The 16312-nt window shown below is 70.9% G+C and carries 16 protein-coding genes; 1 reads left to right on the forward strand and 15 read right to left on the reverse strand.

All coding sequences use genetic code 11. The annotated features are described in order from the left end of the window. Nucleotides 1-2 precede the first annotated feature (2 nt). The 14 genes from OG254_RS37325 to OG254_RS37390 all read right to left on the reverse strand — a co-directional run bounded on the left by OG254_RS37325 (nt 3) and on the right by OG254_RS37390 (nt 14178). Nucleotides 3-896: an ABC transporter permease gene (locus tag OG254_RS37325; RefSeq protein ID WP_405590880.1), complete on the reverse strand. Its 894-nt coding sequence runs from the start codon at nt 894-896 to the stop codon at nt 3-5. Beyond that, nucleotides 883-1671 (reverse strand): ABC transporter ATP-binding protein, encoded by a 789-nt coding sequence (locus OG254_RS37330; RefSeq protein ID WP_405590883.1) that lies wholly within the window; start codon nt 1669-1671, stop codon nt 883-885. The genes OG254_RS37325 and OG254_RS37330 overlap by 14 nt, the downstream gene beginning before the upstream one ends. A 36-nt stretch (nt 1672-1707) precedes the next feature. Next, on the reverse strand, nt 1708-2808 hold the full coding sequence (locus OG254_RS37335; RefSeq protein WP_405590886.1) for an aliphatic sulfonate ABC transporter substrate-binding protein: 1101 nt from the start codon (nt 2806-2808) through the stop codon (nt 1708-1710). Between the two features lie 208 nt (nt 2809-3016). Beyond that, nucleotides 3017-4351 carry a sulfate adenylyltransferase subunit 1 gene (locus OG254_RS37340; RefSeq protein ID WP_147995673.1) on the reverse strand — a complete coding sequence of 445 codons (1335 nt, stop codon included), beginning with the start codon at nt 4349-4351 and terminating at the stop codon, nt 3017-3019. Nucleotides 4352-4353: 2 nt separating this feature from the next. Beyond that, nucleotides 4354-5292: a sulfate adenylyltransferase subunit CysD gene (gene cysD / locus OG254_RS37345; protein ID WP_405590890.1), complete on the reverse strand. Its 939-nt coding sequence runs from the start codon at nt 5290-5292 to the stop codon at nt 4354-4356. Further along, on the reverse strand, nt 5289-5825 hold the full coding sequence (gene cysC / locus OG254_RS37350) for an adenylyl-sulfate kinase (RefSeq protein WP_405590893.1): 537 nt from the start codon (nt 5823-5825) through the stop codon (nt 5289-5291). The genes cysD and cysC overlap by 4 nt, the downstream gene beginning before the upstream one ends. A gap of 35 nt (nt 5826-5860) precedes the next feature. Beyond that, complete coding sequence (locus OG254_RS37355) at nt 5861-6571, reverse strand: phosphoadenylyl-sulfate reductase (RefSeq protein WP_351186159.1); 711 nt, start codon at nt 6569-6571, stop codon at nt 5861-5863. Further along, nucleotides 6568-6747, reverse strand: a complete 180-nt coding sequence (locus tag OG254_RS37360; protein ID WP_351186157.1) for a hypothetical protein — start codon at nt 6745-6747, stop codon at nt 6568-6570. The genes OG254_RS37355 and OG254_RS37360 overlap by 4 nt, the downstream gene beginning before the upstream one ends. After that, a complete protein-coding gene (locus OG254_RS37365) occupies nt 6744-8441 on the reverse strand; it encodes a nitrite/sulfite reductase (RefSeq protein ID WP_405590897.1) in 1698 nt (565 codons plus the stop codon). Before OG254_RS37365 ends, OG254_RS37360 begins: the two co-directional genes overlap by 4 nt. Before the next feature lie 129 nt (nt 8442-8570). Next, nucleotides 8571-8654, reverse strand: a complete 84-nt coding sequence (locus OG254_RS37370) for a putative leader peptide (protein WP_310591794.1) — start codon at nt 8652-8654, stop codon at nt 8571-8573. Between the two features lie 126 nt (nt 8655-8780). Continuing rightward, the gene (locus OG254_RS37375; protein ID WP_405595410.1) at nt 8781-9353 is read right to left on the reverse strand and encodes a GNAT family N-acetyltransferase; all 573 of its coding nucleotides are present in this window, start codon (nt 9351-9353) and stop codon (nt 8781-8783) included. An 81-nt stretch (nt 9354-9434) separates the two neighbouring features. After that, a complete protein-coding gene (locus OG254_RS37380; protein WP_405590900.1) occupies nt 9435-10724 on the reverse strand; it encodes a hypothetical protein in 1290 nt (429 codons plus the stop codon). Nucleotides 10725-10869: 145 nt separating this feature from the next. Next, nucleotides 10870-12120 carry a GAF domain-containing protein gene (locus OG254_RS37385; RefSeq protein WP_405590902.1) on the reverse strand — a complete coding sequence of 417 codons (1251 nt, stop codon included), beginning with the start codon at nt 12118-12120 and terminating at the stop codon, nt 10870-10872. 423 nt (nt 12121-12543) lie between these two features. After that, nucleotides 12544-14178 carry an acyl-CoA dehydrogenase family protein gene (locus tag OG254_RS37390; protein ID WP_405590905.1) on the reverse strand — a complete coding sequence of 545 codons (1635 nt, stop codon included), beginning with the start codon at nt 14176-14178 and terminating at the stop codon, nt 12544-12546. A gap of 76 nt (nt 14179-14254) precedes the next feature. Here OG254_RS37390 and OG254_RS37395 point away from each other — a divergent pair, with 76 nt between their 5' ends. Beyond that, complete coding sequence (locus OG254_RS37395) at nt 14255-15415, forward strand: YihY/virulence factor BrkB family protein (RefSeq protein ID WP_351186147.1); 1161 nt, start codon at nt 14255-14257, stop codon at nt 15413-15415. A gap of 24 nt (nt 15416-15439) precedes the next feature. On the opposite strand, the gene OG254_RS37400 is transcribed toward OG254_RS37395, so the two are convergent. Continuing rightward, nucleotides 15440-16291, reverse strand: coding sequence for an NmrA family transcriptional regulator (locus OG254_RS37400; RefSeq protein ID WP_405590909.1), 852 nt, complete (start codon nt 16289-16291; stop codon nt 15440-15442). Between the last annotated feature and the right edge of the window lie 21 nt (nt 16292-16312).

The raw sequence follows: 16312 nt of genomic DNA on the forward strand, positions 1-16312 counted from the left end.
CTTCAGCTCCTTGCCAGCAGACCGCGGCTGCGCAGCACCCGCCGCTCCAGCGGGCTGAAGATCAGCAGGTCGATGGCGATGCCGACGATCAGGATGAGCAGGATGGCGAAGAACACCGTCGACATGGAACTGGTGTTGCGGCCGTTCTCCAGCAACTGGCCGAGGCCCACGCCGAGGTCGGGGGAGGACGCGATGATCTCCGCGGCCATCAGCGAACGCCAGGAGAACGCCCAGCCCTGCTTCAGACCCGCGAGATAGCCGGGCAGCGCGGCCGGCATCACGATGTGCCAGGTGCCCTTCAGGCCCGTCGCGCCCAGCGTGCGGCCCGCCCGCAGGAACAGCGGCGGCACCTGGTCGACGCCGGAGACGAGGCCGTTGGCGATCGAGGGGACCGCGCCGAGCAGGATCACCGCGAACATCATCCGGTCGTTCAGACCCAGCCAGATCACGGCCGGCGGCACCCACGCCACGGACGGCAGGGACTGCAGGCCGGACAGGATCGGCCCGATCGCCGCGCGCACGAACCGCACACGCGCCACCAGCAGGCCCAGCGGCGTGCCGATGACCAGGGCCAGCAGGAAGCCGAGCAGGCCGCGCGAGACGGACGTCCAGATGTACTCGTGCAGGGTGCCCTGCAGCCAGGCCTCGCGCAGCTCGCCCCACACGTCGGACGGCGCGGGCAGCTTCGTCGGGTCGTCCGCGACACCCGTCGACACCAGCAACTGCCAGATGCCCAGCACCAGGGCGACGGCGACGATCGGCGGGAGGATCTTCTGGGTCAGGGTCCGGCGCAGCGGCGTACGGCTCGTCTGGACCGTGTCCAGGGCGTCCAGGCCGGCTTCGAGCCCGGCGAGATCGTTGCCGCCGTCCTTGGCGGTCGTCTCAGTGCTGGCCATGGCGGCGGATCTCCCCACGCAGTTCTTCGGTGATCTCCCGGGACAGTTCGGCCACCTCGGCGTCCTCGATGCGGCGCGGCTGCGGGATGTCGACCGTCCACTCGCGCGCGATACGGCCCGGGCGGGAGGACAGCAGGACGACGCGCTGCGCCAGCCGTACCGCCTCGCGCACGTTGTGCGTCACGAACAGCACCGACACGCCCGTCTCCCGCCAGATGCGGGTCAGCTCGTCGTGCAGGACATCGCGCGTGATCGCGTCCAGCGCCGCGAACGGCTCGTCCATCAGCAGCAGCTTGCTGTCCTGGGCGAGCGCCCGCGCCAGGGCGACGCGCTGGCGCATGCCGCCGGACAGCTCGTGGACGCGCTTGCCGTACGCGCCCTTCAGGCGGACCAGTTCGAGGAGTTCCTCGGCGCGCTCGCGCCGCTCCGCCTTGGCGATCCCACGCAGCTTCAGGGCGAGTTCGATGTTCTTGCCCGCGGTCAGCCACGGGAACAGGGCGTGCTCCTGGAACATCAGCGCCGGGCGGCCGTCGGTCGTGATGCCGCCCGCGCTGGGCCGGTCGAGGCCGGCCACCAGGTTCAGCAGCGTCGACTTGCCGCAGCCGGACGCGCCGAGGAGGGTGACGAACTCGCCGGGCGCGACGTCGAGCGTGATGTCGTCGAGGACGAGCTGCTGTCCGGCGGGGCCGGCGAAGGACTTCGAGACGTGGTCGATGCGCGCGGCGTGCTCCACGGACGCAGCCGTGTCGGCGGCCTTGGCGAGGGCGGTTGCCATGGTCGTCACCTCCTGGGAACTCATCGGGTGCGGTGGTTACTTGACGCCGAGACCGGCGTCGTCGACTTCGGGCTTGCCCTCGGCCTTGAGGACCTTGTTCAGCGGGGCCAGGTCGTAGATGCCGGTCAGGTCCGGCTGCTGCAGCAGCCCCGCCTTGACCGCGTGCTCGGCCTCGGTGTTCAGCGTGGCCGCCAGCGGGTCGTCGGTGACCTGGATGGACTGCCACGCCGGGTCGAGCACCCTGGCCGGGAGCGGCTTGCCGGTGTCGGCCTTCAGCTGCGCGTTCGCCGCGGCCTTCGCCCGGTCCGGGTTGGCGCCGATCCACTTGTTGGCCTTCACCGAGGCGCGCAGGACGGCCTCCACGGCCTGCGGGTGATCCTTCAGGAAGCTCTGCGACACGATCACGTTGGTGATCACGAACTTCTTGTCGGGCCACAGGTCCGCCTCGTCCAGCAGCACCTTCCCGCCCTCGGCGACCAGCTTGGACGCGGTCGGCTCGGGCACCCAGGCACCGTCGATCGAGCCGGACCTGTAGGCGTCCGGCGTGATCTTGTTGTCCGTACGGACCACCGACACGTCACCCTGGCCGCTCTCGGCGTCGACCTTCCAGCCCTGCTCGGAGATCCAGTTGAGGAACGCCACGTCCTGGGTGTTGCCGAGCTGCGGTGTGGCGATCTTCTTGCCCTTGACGTCCTTCAGGGACTTGATCTTCTCCGGGTTCACGACCAGCTTCACGCCGCCCGAGGCCGAACCGGAGACGATCCGCAGGTTCTTGGCGCCCGACTTGATGTAGCCGTTGATCGCGGGGGAGGGGCCGATCCAGCCGATGTCGATGGAGCCGGAGTTCAGCGCCTCGATCTCGGAGGGACCGGCGTTGAACGTCGAGTACTGCGCCGTGGTGCCGCCCAGCTCCTTTTGGAACAGCCCCTCGTGCCGGCCGACCAGCGCGGTGGCGTGGGTGAGGTTCCCGAAGTAGCCGATCTTCACCGAGTCCAGGCCGTCGACCTTGGCCGCCCCGGCGATGGCCTGCTCGGTGTTCTCCTTGGCCTGCGAGCCGTAGCCGCACGCCGCGAGGGCGAGCAGCGGCAGCGCGGCCAGGACGGCGAACGTCCGTCGCAGGGCGGGGGTGGCAGGCACGGGAGGGGTTCCTCTCGGTGGCCCGGCGCTCACGCCCTCAGCAGGTCGTGGCCGGGAGGTCGGCGGGTTCGTCCGGAGCGGCGCGCAGCAGGTGCGCGCGGGTCAGCGCACACATCGCGCCACTCCGCCCTGGCCGCTTCCGAGGGCGCCGCTACCGACGCGGCCGCCCTCCTTCGCGAACGTGGAGTAGACGTCGTAGGGCTTCATGTCAGAAGTCCCACCCGTCGTCGTCGGCCTCGTCCTTGACCGGCTCCGGCGAGGCGAACGACTCGCCGACCATGCCCGCGGTGAGCGTGGTGCCGTCGCTGGGGTCGATCAGGATGAACGATCCTGTGCGGCGCGAGTCGGCGTAGGAGTCGACCGGCAGCGGCTCGGCGGTACGGATCTTCACCCGGCCGATGTCGTTGGCGACGAGGTGCCCCGGGTGCGGGTGCAGCGACAGGTCGTCGAGCGTGAGCCGCGACGGGATGTCCTTGACGATGGCCTTGACCGTGCGGGTGCCGTGCTTGAGCAGCACGCGGTGCCCGACGGTCAGCGGGGCGTCGGCGACATGGCAGACGGTGGCCTCGATGTCCTGCGTGGTCGCGGGCGCGTCCTTGGTCGGCACGAGCAGGTCGCCGCGCGAGATGTCGATGTCGTCCTCCAGAAGGACGGTCACCGACTGCGTGGTCCACGCGATGTCGACCGGCTCGCCCAGCAGGTCGATGCCGGAGATCTTCGACGTACGGCCCGACGGCAGCACGGTCACCGACTCGCCGACACGGAACGAACCGGCGGCGATCTGACCGGCGTAGCCCCGGTAGTCGGGGTGCTCGGCGGTCTGCGGGCGGATCACGTACTGCACGGGCAGCCGGGCGTGGCAGTGGCTCAGGTCGTGGGTGACCGGGACCGTCTCCAGGTGCTCCAGGAAGGTCGGTCCGCCGTACCAGTCCATGTTCGAGGACGGGTCCACCACGTTGTCGCCGGCCAGCGCCGAGATCGGGATCGCGGTGATCTCCGGGACGCCCAGTTCGAGCGCGTACGCCGTGAACTCCTCGGCGATGGCGGCGAACACGGACTCCTGGTAGTCGACCAGGTCCATCTTGTTGACGGCGAGGACGACGTGCGGGACGCGCAGCAGCGCTGCGATCGCCGCGTGCCGGCGGGTCTGCTCGACGACGCCATTGCGGGCGTCGACCAGGATCACCGTCAGTTCGGCTGTGGAGGCGCCGGTGACCATGTTGCGGGTGTACTGCACGTGGCCGGGGGTGTCGGCGAGGATGAACCGGCGGCGCGGGGTGGCGAAGTAGCGGTAGGCCACGTCGATCGTGATGCCTTGTTCGCGCTCGGCCCGCAGGCCGTCGGTGAGCAGGGCGAGGTCGGGGGCGTCCTGGCCGCGGCTCGCGGAGGCGCGTTCGACGGCCTCCAGCTGGTCGGTGAGGATCGACTTGGAGTCGTGCAGCAGCCGGCCCACCAGGGTGGACTTGCCGTCGTCGACGGAGCCGGCGGTGGCGAACCGCAGCAGCGTGGTGGCCGAGAGCTCCTCGGTCGTGGTCGTGCTCATGCTTAGAAGTACCCCTCGCGCTTGCGGTCTTCCATCGCGGCCTCGGACATCTTGTCGTCGGCGCGGGTCGCGCCGCGCTCGGTGAGCCGGGACGCGGCGATCTCGGTGATGACCTGCTCCAGCGTCAGGGCGTCCGAGTCGACGGCACCGGTGCAGGACATGTCGCCCACGGTCCGGTAGCGCACGAGCCGCTTCTCCACGGTCTCGCCGTCCTTCGGGCCGCCCCACTCACCGGCGGTCAGCCACATGCCGGCCCGCTTGAACACCTCGCGCTCGTGCGCGAAGTAGATCTCCGGCAGCTCGATGCCCTCACGAGCGATGTACTGCCAGACGTCCAGTTCGGTCCAGTTGGACAGCGGGAAGACGCGGACGTGTTCGCCGGGGGCGTGGCGGCCGTTGTAGAGGTTCCACAGCTCGGGCCGCTGCCGGCGCGGGTCCCACTGCGAGAACTCGTCCCGCAGGCTGAACACCCGCTCCTTGGCCCGTGCCTTCTCCTCGTCGCGGCGTCCGCCGCCGAAGACGGCGTCGAACTTCTCGGCCTGGATCTTCTCGGTGAGCGGGAGGGTCTGGAGGGGGTTGCGGGTGCCGTCGGGGCGTTCGCGGAGCACACCGCGGTCGATGTAGTCCTGTACGGAGGCCACATGGAGGCGGAGCCCATGTGCGGCCACCACACGGTCGCGGTATTCGATGACCTCGGGGAAGTTGTGGCCGGTGTCCACATGCAGCAGCGAGAAGGGGATCGCCGCCGGGGCGAACGCCTTCAGCGCCAGGTGCAGCATGACGATGGAGTCCTTGCCGCCGGAGAACAGGATCACCGGCCGCTCGAACTCACCCGCGACCTCACGGAAGATGTGCACCGCCTCGGACTCCAACGCGTCCAGGTGCGAGAGGGCGTACGGGCTGGCCGTACCCTCCTCCGGCGTGGCGACGGTCGTCGTCATGCCAGTCCCCTTTCGGTGAGCAGGGCGTACACCGACGCCGCGGACTCCTGCACGGTCTGGTTCTGGGACTCGATGCGCAGATCGGGCGACTCGGGCGTCTCGTACGGGTCGTCGACCCCCGTCAGCCCGGTCAGCTCACCCGCGGCCTGCTTGGCGTACAGACCCTTCACATCGCGTACGGAGCACACATCGACCGGCGTGGCCACGTGGATCTCCAGGTACGCCGCCCCGCCCTCCTGGTGGCGCTTGCGCACCGCCTCACGGCTGTCGGCGTAGGGCGCGATGACCGGGACGAGCGCCTTGACGCCGTTGCGGGCGAGCAGTTCGGCGAGGAAGCCGATGCGCTGCACGTTGGTGTGCCGGTCCTCGCGGCTGAAGCCGAGGCCCGCCGAGATGAACTCGCGGATCTCGTCGCCGTCGAGCACCTCGACGCGGTGGCCCTCCTCGCGGAGCCGGCCGGCCAGCTCGTAGGCGATGGTGGTCTTGCCGGCGCTCGGCAGACCCGTGAGCCAGACGGTGGCTCCGCTCGTCACGTGGTTCTCCAAATTCGTAGCAAGCTCGGTCATGGTCAGCCGTGCAGCCCGCACTCGGTCTTGGCGTTGCCCGCCCAGCGGCCGGCGCGCGCGTCCTCGCCCGCCAGCACCCGGCGGGTGCAGGGGGCGCAGCCGACGGAGGCGTAGCCGTCCATCAGGAGGGGGTTCGTCAGCACGCCGTGCTCGGTGACGTAGGCGTCCACGTCGTCCTGGGTCCAGCGGGCGATCGGGGAGATCTTCACCTTCTGGCGCTTGTCGTCCCAGCCCACGACCGGGGTGTTCGCCCGGGTCGGGGACTCGTCGCGGCGCAGTCCGGTCGCCCAGGCCACGTAGCCCTTGAGGCCCCGCTCCAGCGGCTCGACCTTGCGCAGCTTGCAGCACAGGTCGGGGTCGCGGTCGTGCAGCTTGGGGCCGTACTCGGCGTCCTGCTCGGCGACCGTCTGACGCGGCGTCAGTGTGATGACGTTGACGTCCATGACGGCCTCGACCGCGTCGCGGGTGCCGATGGTCTCCTCGAAGTGGTAGCCGGTGTCGAGGAACACCACGTCCACGCCGGGCATCGCGCGGGAGGCGAGGTGGGCGACCACGGCGTCCTCCATCGACGAGGTCACGCAGAAGCGCTTGCCGAAGGTGTCCGTCGCCCACTGGAGGATCTCCAGCGCGGAGGCGTCCTCCAGGTCACGGCCCGCCTGCTCGGCGAGCGCCTTCAGATCGTCGGTCGTGCGCTCTTCCTGAACCGCGGTCATGTCTCGTCTCCCCCTGCGTCGTTGTGCTGAAGGCCACGGGCGAGCAGCCCGAGGAACTTCAACTGGAATGCGCGGTTGCACGCCGCGCATTCCCATGCGCCGTGGCCCTGCTCGCTGGGACGCAGGTCCTCGTCGCCGCAGTAGGGGCAGTAGAAGGGGGCGGCCCGCTCGCTCATGAGAGGGCCTCCTCGGAAGCGCGTGCGGCCCACGTGGCGAACCGCTCGCCGTCCTCGCGCTCCTCCTGGAAGCGCTTGAGGACCCGCTCGACGTAGTCGGGCAGTTCGTCGGACGTGACCTTCAGGCCACGCACCTTGCGTCCGAACCCGGCCTCCAGGCCGAGCGCGCCGCCCAGGTGCACCTGGAAGCCCTCGACCTGCTCGCCCTGGTCGTTGACGACCAGCTGTCCCTTGAGACCGATGTCCGCGACCTGGATACGGGCGCAGGCGTTCGGGCAGCCGTTGATGTTGATGGTGATCGGCTCGTCGAAGTCCGGGATCCGGCGCTCCAGCTCGTCGATCAGCGAGGAGCCGCGCGCCTTGGTCTCGACGATGGCGAGCTTGCAGTACTCGATGCCGGTGCAGGCCATGGTGCCGCGCCGGAACGGGGACGGCTTGGCGGTCAGGTCCAGCGCCTCCAGGGCCTCGACCAGCGACTCGACCTGCGTCTCCTCGACGTCGAGCACGATCATCTTCTGCTCGACGGTGGTACGGACCCGGCCCGAGCCGTGCGCCTCGGCCAGCTCGGCGATCTTCGTCAGCGTGGCGCCGTCGACGCGGCCGACGCGCGGGGCGAAACCGACGTAGAAGAGGCCGTCGTTCTGCCGGTGCACACCGACGTGGTCGCGCCAGCGCTCGACCGGCTGGGCCGGCGCGGGGCCGTCGACCAGCCCCCGCTTGAGGTACTCGTCCTCAAGGACCTGGCGGAACTTCTCCGTGCCCCAGTCGGCGACCAGGAACTTCAGGCGGGCGCGGGTGCGCAGCCGCCGGTAGCCGTAGTCGCGGAAGATCGAGATGACGCCCTCGTAGACGTCCGCGACCTCGTCCAGCGGCACCCAGGCGCCGAGCCGGACACCGATCTTGGGGTTGGTGGACAGGCCGCCGCCGACCCACAGGTCGAAGCCGGGGCCGTGCTCGGGGTGGTTCACGCCGACGAAGGCGATGTCGTTGATCTCGTGCGCCACGTCGAGCAGCGGCGAGCCGGAGATCGCGGACTTGAACTTGCGGGGCAGGTTCGAGAAGTCCTTGTTGCCGATGATCCGGCGGTTGATCTCCTCGATGGCCGGGGTGCCGTCGATGATCTCGTCCGCGGCGATGCCGGCGACGGGCGAGCCGAGGATCACGCGGGGCGTGTCACCGCAGGCCTCGGTGGTGGACAGGCCGACGGCCTCCAGACGGTCCCAGATCTCGGGCACGTCCTCGATCCGGATCCAGTGGTACTGCACGTTCTGCCGGTCGGTGATGTCGGCGGTGCCGCGCGCGAACTCCTGCGAGATCTCACCGATGACGCGCAGCTGCTCGGTGGTCAGTCGACCGCCGTCGATCCGCACCCGCAGCATGAAGTACTTGTCGTCCAGCTCCTCCGGCTCCAGGATCGCGGTCTTGCCGCCGTCGATCCCGGGCTTGCGCTGGGTGTAGAGCCCCCACCAGCGCATCCGGCCGCGAAGATCGTTCGGGTCGATGGAGTCGAAGCCGCGCTTGGAGTAGATCGTCTCAATGCGTGTCCGCACATTGAGACCGTCATCGTCCTTCTTGAACTGTTCGTTGCCGTTGAGCGGGGTGAAGTGCCCCGCGGCCCACTGACCCTCACCGCGGTGACGGCTCACCTTGCGGCGGGGAGTCGCGGCGGCAGGTTTCTGCGGGGTGGCGGCCATGGTTGATACGTCCTTCGGGACAGGCGGGAAAGCGGCTCTGACCTGCGCATGCGGGCGCATGGGTATAGGTGCGCTTCGTTGCGCGGGAATGAAGCGGAAAAGAGAGAGATGTCGGGCGCAGCGAGGCTGTCAGCGCGCCGGACAGATGGCGCTGGACATGCGGCCGAGGTCGACGTGCCGCCGACTCACCAAGGCAATCCCAGTTCCAGACATGACGGAAGCGTGGCATGGCGATCTGGACAGAGTCCAGCTTCGTCCATCATGCGGACACCCTTGTCTCGTAGAGCGAGACAAGGGTGTCGTCGGTCACATGGCCGTATTGGGCCGTTTCTGCCCAGGTCAGGCTGGGTACGCCCCGGGCCACGGTCCGGGGGTGGCCGCCTCGGCATCCTCCTCGACCTTGGTGTCGAAGAGCGTGAAGCCACGGCGCTGATAGTTGGCCATGGCGTGCTCGCCGTCCTTGCTGCAGGTGTGCAGCCATACCCGCTTCGTCGGCGCCAGCCCCGGCCAGCGATCCGCCAGGTCCCAGGCGCGCGCGGCGCCGTACGCCAGCAGATGCCCACCGATACGGCGGCCGCGGAAGGCCGGGATCAGGCCGAAGTACTCGATCTCCACGACCCCGTCGTCCTGCGGGCTCAGCTCCACATACCCCGCGGGCGTTCCCCGGTCGTAGGCCACCCACGTCTCGACCCCCGGACGCTCCAGGTGCTCCTGCCACCGCGCGTACGTCCAGCCGAGCCGGTCGATCCACAGGATGTCCCCGCCGACCGAGGCGTACAGGTAGCGGCTGAACTCGGGGGAGGGCACCTCGGCGCGGACGATCCTGACGTCGCCCTGCGGGGCGGCGGCCGGGAGGAGGTCGTCGGGGGAGGTCTGCTCCAGGGACCAGGTGGTCACGGGGATGTTGGTCATGACGGCCAGGGAATCACCCGAGCGGCCGATCTGTCGATCGGTGTCCACCCGGGGGCTCCCTCGGCGGTCGGCCGCGGACGGCTAGCCGAGCGCCCCGTCGATCGACTCCAACGGCATCGCGAACAGCATCCGGCCCGACTGGGACCAGACCTCGCCGGTGGCCTCCCAGTACGACAGGGGGCCGGCCTGCAGGCCCCAGCACCTGGGGGCGTTCTCCTCGCCGCAGCGGGTCGCCTCGGCGCCCTCGGCGTCCTGGCGCCACAGGCTGCCGTGCCGGTCGGTGCTGCCCGGAGCCCGGCCTACGTACCAGGCCGGGTCCTCGGCCCCGCTCGCCCGGTGCGACAGGACGCCCTCGATGCCGGACGCGTCCGTCTCGTACGCCTCGACCGCGGACGCGGAACCGGTGGCGTCGGTGGCCAGCAGGCCGGGGCGGGCCGGGTCCTTGTCGAAGTCGTAGCGCCACAGGCGGGCGGGCCGGTCGCTGTCGGCGGCCGTGCGCTCGCTCGCGACCAGGCTGTCGGGTGCCGTGCTGCGGTCGAGGGAGATGCCGCCGAGGCGCGGCGCGGCGCTCGCGCCGGTCAGGCGGTACGAGCCGACGGCCGGCAGCACGAAGCGGTGGCCGTGGGCCGACCAGCCCGCCGCGACCCGGCCCACCGCGGCGCTGTCGACCGTGGTGCGCTGGACGCGGTTCATGTCGTACACGTACAGGCCGTCGGCGGCGGTGACCAGCAGCTTGTCCTGGTACCAGACCATGCCGGAGAGGCGGGAGGTCAGCGCGCGGTAGTCGCGGCCGCCGTCCACCGGGACGACCAGGAGGGCGGAGGAGTACCTCAGGTGGGACAGGTCGTTCGCGTCGACGAACGAGACACGGGCGAGCCCTCGGTCGGCGGTGCCCTCGTTCCAGCCGGAGAGGATCACCCGATTGTCGTTCCACCAGCCGTCGTCGTCGGCGTCACCCGAGGTGGTGACGGCACCCGCCCGCCAGGCCCGGGTGTCGGCGGCGTCCCAGCAGTACGCGCGCGTGGCCGTCGGCGCGACCGGCAGCGCCGAGCGCTCGGTGGCCGTACAGCCGGCCGTGTCGCGCAGACTCCGGTCGGCGGTCTCCAGGACGGCGCTCACACCGACCGGCTTGCCCATCCCGGAGGAGAGTTCGTCGAGCGTGGCCTGCGGGACCAACTGCTCCTGAAGTCGCAGCGCGCCGGTCTCGGCGGCCCTGGTGAGAGGCGTCAGCGCCCCGGGGTTGTCGCCTGACGTGGCCTGCGAGGCGCTGATCATCGTGGCGGCGGCGGTGAGCGCCAGGGCGGTTCCGGCGAGGAACGCGCGCGCCGCACGTCCCTGCTTGCGTCGACGGTGTCTGCCGCGGTGCTTCATCAAACCTCCCGAGGCGAGCCAACTGCGGCCATTGGTCCGAGTGTTGACCAAAGGAGCAGGTGGGGTGGCCCGTACAGGGATGCTACGGCAGTTGTGCACGCTTGCGGAGTAAGACCCCGCAAATATGCGGAAGAAGGATCCGTACTCAGGGCATGTCGGCCGAGATCCGCCCGCGCACCACCGCGGGCGCCGTCGAGTGCGGCAGCAGCTCGCGCGGATCGTCCGGCAGCAGCACCTCGACGTCCGCGTCCTCGCAGAAGCGGTACGGCCGGTGCTCCAGAAGTCCCCCGAGATAGCGCCGTACCCGCGACAGCTCGGCCCGCACCGTCACCGTGCGGCCCGGGTCCCCGAACATGTCATCGGCCAGTCCGGCGGCGCTGCGGCCACCCCGGTGCAGGGCCAGCAGATACAGCAACTCGGCGTGCCGGGGGCTCAGTTCATGACTCCAGGTGCCCGCGCCGGCGGACACCGTCATCGACCAGCGGCGCGGCTGCGTCAGGTCCAGCGCGATCCGCGTCGCCCCGAGCGGCGCCGGCTCGTCGGCGGGCCGCAGCAGCCAGCCGCCCGCGAGCGGTTCCACCGCGCACAGCCCCAGCGGCAGCAGCCACCGCCGGCCCGGCGACAGCGCCTTGGGCAACGCGATCCGGCCGGTGTACGGCATCCCGGTCACCGCGGCCGTCCAGCCGTCCCGGTCCACCACCAGGGCCCGCCCGGTCAGCCGCGCCAGCACCGGCGCCGCCACCGCGCGCAGCCGCTCCAGCGAGGTCACATGCAGCTCCCGCAGCCGGGCCTCGGCGAGCTTGGCCACCGAGTCCACCCAGGCGAGCGTCGCCGGATGCATCGTCTCCAGCGGGCCGCTGACATCGACCACGCCGATCAACCGGCCGTCCCGCGGATCCGTGATGGGGGCGCCCGTGCAGGTCCAGGAGGTCTGCGAGCGGTGGAAGTGCTCGGAGGCGAAGACCTGTACGGGCCGGCGCACCACGACCGGGGTGCCGATGCCGTTCGTGCCGACGACGTCCTCCCGCCAGTCGGCGCCGAGTTCGAAGCCGAGCCCGTCGGCCCTGCGCAGCACGGAGGAGTTGCCCTCCCGCCACAGCACCCGGCCCTCGGCGTCGGCGACGACCATGATGTGGTGGGCGATGTCGGCGACCGAAAGCAGCCCCTCGCGCAGCACCGGCAGCACATGTCTGAGCGCGGTGGACTCCCGGCGCCGCTGCACTTCCTCGCGGGACAGCAGCCCGGAGCGGAAGTCGTGGTCGGGATCGAAACCGCCGCGCAGCATGCGCTCCCAGGACTGCTCGATCACCGGGCGCGGCGCGACGGGCGTGCGCTGTCCTGCGAGTGCGGCGGCGCGGACCTCGCTCAGTACTCGCGCCGCCCGTGCCGCGTCCAAGGGTCCTCCCGGGAGAAGCGTTCTCATCCTGACCGTGTGCCTCATAGTGCCGCCCCGCCGAGCGCGGAGGGACATAGTCCGCACACAGTCGCCATCAAGTTGCAACCCCTTGCAACCCTGGTGGACCGCCCTGGCCTGATTGAAACTTGAGTGACGCCGTTTCGAGCGGCGTTCGCGGCCTCGAACGGGCCATGGCGGGGGTGGTGCCGTGTCGGCGCAGCACCACCCCTTGCCTCCGGCGGTCGGCCGAATTCGCCTCAGGTGGGGTCCGGCTTGATATGCGTCGGCGGCTGCGGGCGCGTTGTGGCTGGTCGCTCCCCCAAGCTCTCGGCTTCGCTCGAGCAGGGGGGACCCCCATCGCGGCGGAGCCGCATATCGATACAGCCCCGCGCCCCTGGGCAGGCCTGCGGCCTTGCCCGGCGGTCAGGCCTGCGGCCTTGACCGGGTCACGATCGAGGGCAGATTCATGGTGTGCGGCAGGGTTCCGAACGCCGCGCCTGAGTCGTTGCCCAAGCGGGACGCGCAGAACGCGTCGGCGACCTCCGGTGGCGCGAAACGGACCAGCAGCGAACCCTGCAGGACCAGCGCGAGGCGTTCCGTCAGGCGCCGGGCTCGTGCTTCGATGCCCTCCAGGTCGGCCAGTTCCGTCAACAGGTCCTTGATCGCCCCGTCCAGGCGATGATCGGCGCCGCGTGCCTTGCCGACCTCCCGCAGGTACGCGTCGAGCGCCGCGGGCTCCCGCTGCAACGCCCGCAGCACGTCCAGCGCCTGGACGTTGCCCGCGCCCTCCCAGATCGAGTTCAGCGGCGACTCGCGCACCAGCCGCGGCATCCCGGACTCCTCGACGTACCCGTTGCCGCCCAGGCACTCGGCGGCCTCGACCGTGACCGGCGTACACCGCTTGGTCACCCAGTACTTGGCGGCCGGCACCGCGAGTCGCAATAGCGCCCGCTCCTGTTCGCCGCCGTCGTCGTAGGCCGCCGCGAGCCGCAGCGCGAGGGTGGTCGCCGCCTCGGACTCGACGGCCAGGTCGGCCAGGACGTTGCGCATGAGCGGCTGGTCGACGAGCTTCGCGCCGAACGCCGCGCGGTGGGTGCAGTGATGGATCGCCTGCGCGACGGCCTGCCGCATCAGCCCCGCCGAGCCGAGCACGCAGTCGAGCCGGGTCGCCGCCACCATCTCGATGATGGTGCGCACCCCGCGCCCCTCGTCACCGACCCGGCGCGCCCACGTCCCGTCGAACTCGACCTCGGCCGACGCGTTCGACCGGTTGCCCAGCTTGTCCTTCAGCCGCTGGATCAGGAACACGTTGCGGCTGCCGTCCTCCAGCACGCGCGGCACGAGGAAGCAGGTCAGACCCTCCGGCGCCTGGGCGAGCACCAGGAACCCGTCCGACATGGGCGCCGAGCAGAACCACTTGTGCCCGGTCAGCGCGTACGTCCCGGCCTCCGCGAGGGCGGTGGCGGCCGTCGTGCCCGCGCGCACGTCGCTGCCGCCCTGCTTCTCCGTCATGCCCATACCGAACAGGGCCCCGGCCTTCTGCCCGGCCGGGCGCAGATCACGGTCGTAGACCGTCGACGTCAGTCTCGGCTCCCACTCGGCGGCCAGGCCGGGGTCGGTGCGCAGGGCGGGAATCGCCGCGTGGGTCATGGACAGGGGGCAGCCGTTGCCCGCCTCGACCTGCGTCCAGAGCAGGAAGGCCGCCGCACGGCGCACATGCCCGCCGGGCCGCCCCCAGGCCGAGGTGAGCCCCACAGAGACACCCTTGCCGAGCAGCCGGTGCCAGGACGGATGGAAGTCGACCTCGTCGACACGGTGGCCGTAGCGGTCGTGCGTCCGCAGCCGTGGCGGGTTCTCGTTCGCCTGGACCCCCCACTCCTGCACCTGCGCCGACCCACAGGTCCGTCCGAAGGAGGCCAGTTCCCCGCGGACCTCGTCCAGGAGCTCGGGCACGACGTGCCGTTCGACGGCCTCGGACAGGGCGAGGTCGGAGGTGAAGACGTCGTGGCCGACCAGGGGCGGCGGCTGGTTGGTCACCGAGTGCGTGCTGCCTGCCATGACTGCGAACCTATCCCTTGGCCGGGGATCCGGCGCCGCGATGAGTGGCGCGCCGCACGGCGGATACCTTTAGGTCGTGCAGCCAGCAAGTGAATCGTCCCCCCAGCGCTCCTCCGGTCGTCTCCACCGGGCGCGTGTCCTCTACCGGAACGTCTCCAAGCGCAGGACCGCCTGGCTGTTGCTCAAGGACACCGTCAACTCCTGCATCGAGTACCGCATCCTCGGTCTCGCGGCCGAGGCGGCGTTCTTCACGCTGTTGTCCGTGCCGCCGCTCCTGCTCAGTCTCATCGGCCTCCTCGGCTACGTCGACGACTGGACCGGCACTGACACCATCAACAGCCTGGAGAGCAACCTCCTGGAGGCGTCGCGCACCGTCCTGTCCGACAAGGGCGTGCGGCAGATCGCGCAGCCGATCCTGGACGACGTGATGAACGGCGGGCGCCCCGACGTGATCTCCGTCGGCTTCCTGTTCGCCCTGTGGTCGGGGTCGCGGGCGGTGAACGTCTTCATAGACACCATCACCGTGATGTACGGCCTCGACGGCGTCCGCGGCATCGTCAGGACGCGCCTGGTGGCGTTCCTGCTGTTCATCGCGGCGCTGCTGATCGGCTCGGTGGCGCTGCCGCTGATGGTGGCGGGGCCGGACGCGGTGGTACGGATCGTGCCCTGGTCGGAGACCCTGGTGCAGGTCCTGTACTGGCCGGTCGTGATCATCCTGTCGATCGCGTTCCTGACGACGCTGTACCACGTGTCCGTGCCGGTCCGCTCACCCTGGATCGAGGACGTGCCCGGCGCGCTGGTCGCCCTCGGCATGTGGGTGCTGGGCAGCTTCCTGCTCCGGATCTACCTGACGAACACCATCGAGGGCGCGACGATCTACGGCTCGCTCGCCGCCGCCGTCGCCGTGCTGCTGTGGATCGGCGTGTCCGCGTTCGCCGTCCTCGTCGGAGCCGCGGTCAACGCCGCGATCGACCGGGTCTGGCCGGCCGCCGCGACGGCCGCGGCCCGCGCCGCGAACGAGCGGATGCGTGAGGCCCAGGTCGCCGAGTACGTGGCCCGCGCCGCCGCGAGCCGCGAGTCCGCCCCGGACGATCCGGACGACCCGGACATGCCGTCGGAGTTCCCCGAGCGCTGGTCCCGCTTCCTGCCGCCGGAGGACCTGACGTCGAGGCTGCGGACCCATGTGAAGAGCCCGCACCACCCGCACCACCCGCCGCACAAGCCGGAGGATTCCTAGCGGCTCATACGGCGGCGTGCCCGCTCAGGCCTTCCAGGCCCCCGCCGCCGCGGCCTCCCGCGCGAAGTCGGTGAAGTCGCGCGGCGCACGGCCCAGCACCTCGCGGACACCGTCCGTGACATGGGCGTTGCGGCCGTCCATGAGGGTCTCGAAGACGTCCACCAGCAGCTCGACCTCCTCCGGCGGGACCCCGAAGCCGGCCAGCGCCTCGCCGTAGGCACGGGTCGGGACCGGCGTGTACGTGATCGTGCTGCCCGTCGCCGCGGAGATCTCCGCGACCGCCTCCCGCCACGACAGCAGCCGCGGCCCGGTCAGCTCCAGCGTCCGCCCCGCATAGCCGTCACCGGACGTCAGCGCGGCAGTCACCACGTCCGCGATGTCCCGCACGTCGATGAACGGCTCCGTCACCTCGCCCGCCGGGAAGACCAGCTCCCCGTGGACCATCCCCTCCACCAGCGGCCCCTCGCTGAGGTTCTGCGCGAACCACGCGGCCCGTACGACCGTCCAGTGCGCGCCCGACGACTTCAGCGCCTCCTCGGCCGGCAGCGCCTGGTCCTCGCCGCGTGCCGACAGCAGCACCAGCCGCCGCACCCCGAGCCCGACCGCCTCCCGCGCGAGCGCGCCGATGCCCTCGGCCGCTGCCGGGGCGCCGATGTCGGAGGGGTACATCAGATACGCCGCGTCCGCGTCCCGCAGGGTCTCCGCCCAGGTCGTCGGGTCCTCCCAGTCGAAACCCCGGGCCCGGGACGCCTCCCGCACCGTCAGCCCCGCGGCGCGCGCCGCCTGAGCCACCCGGCTCCCGGCACGACCCGAGGCACCGGTCACCACTACCGTCATCGCTTGCGTGTTCGCCTTGTCGGCTGCGTTTTCCGTCATGCCTCAAGTCAACGGCCGCGC

Source organism: Streptomyces sp. NBC_01092, from assembly GCF_045039535.1.
Taxonomy (GTDB): domain Bacteria; phylum Actinomycetota; class Actinomycetes; order Streptomycetales; family Streptomycetaceae; genus Streptomyces.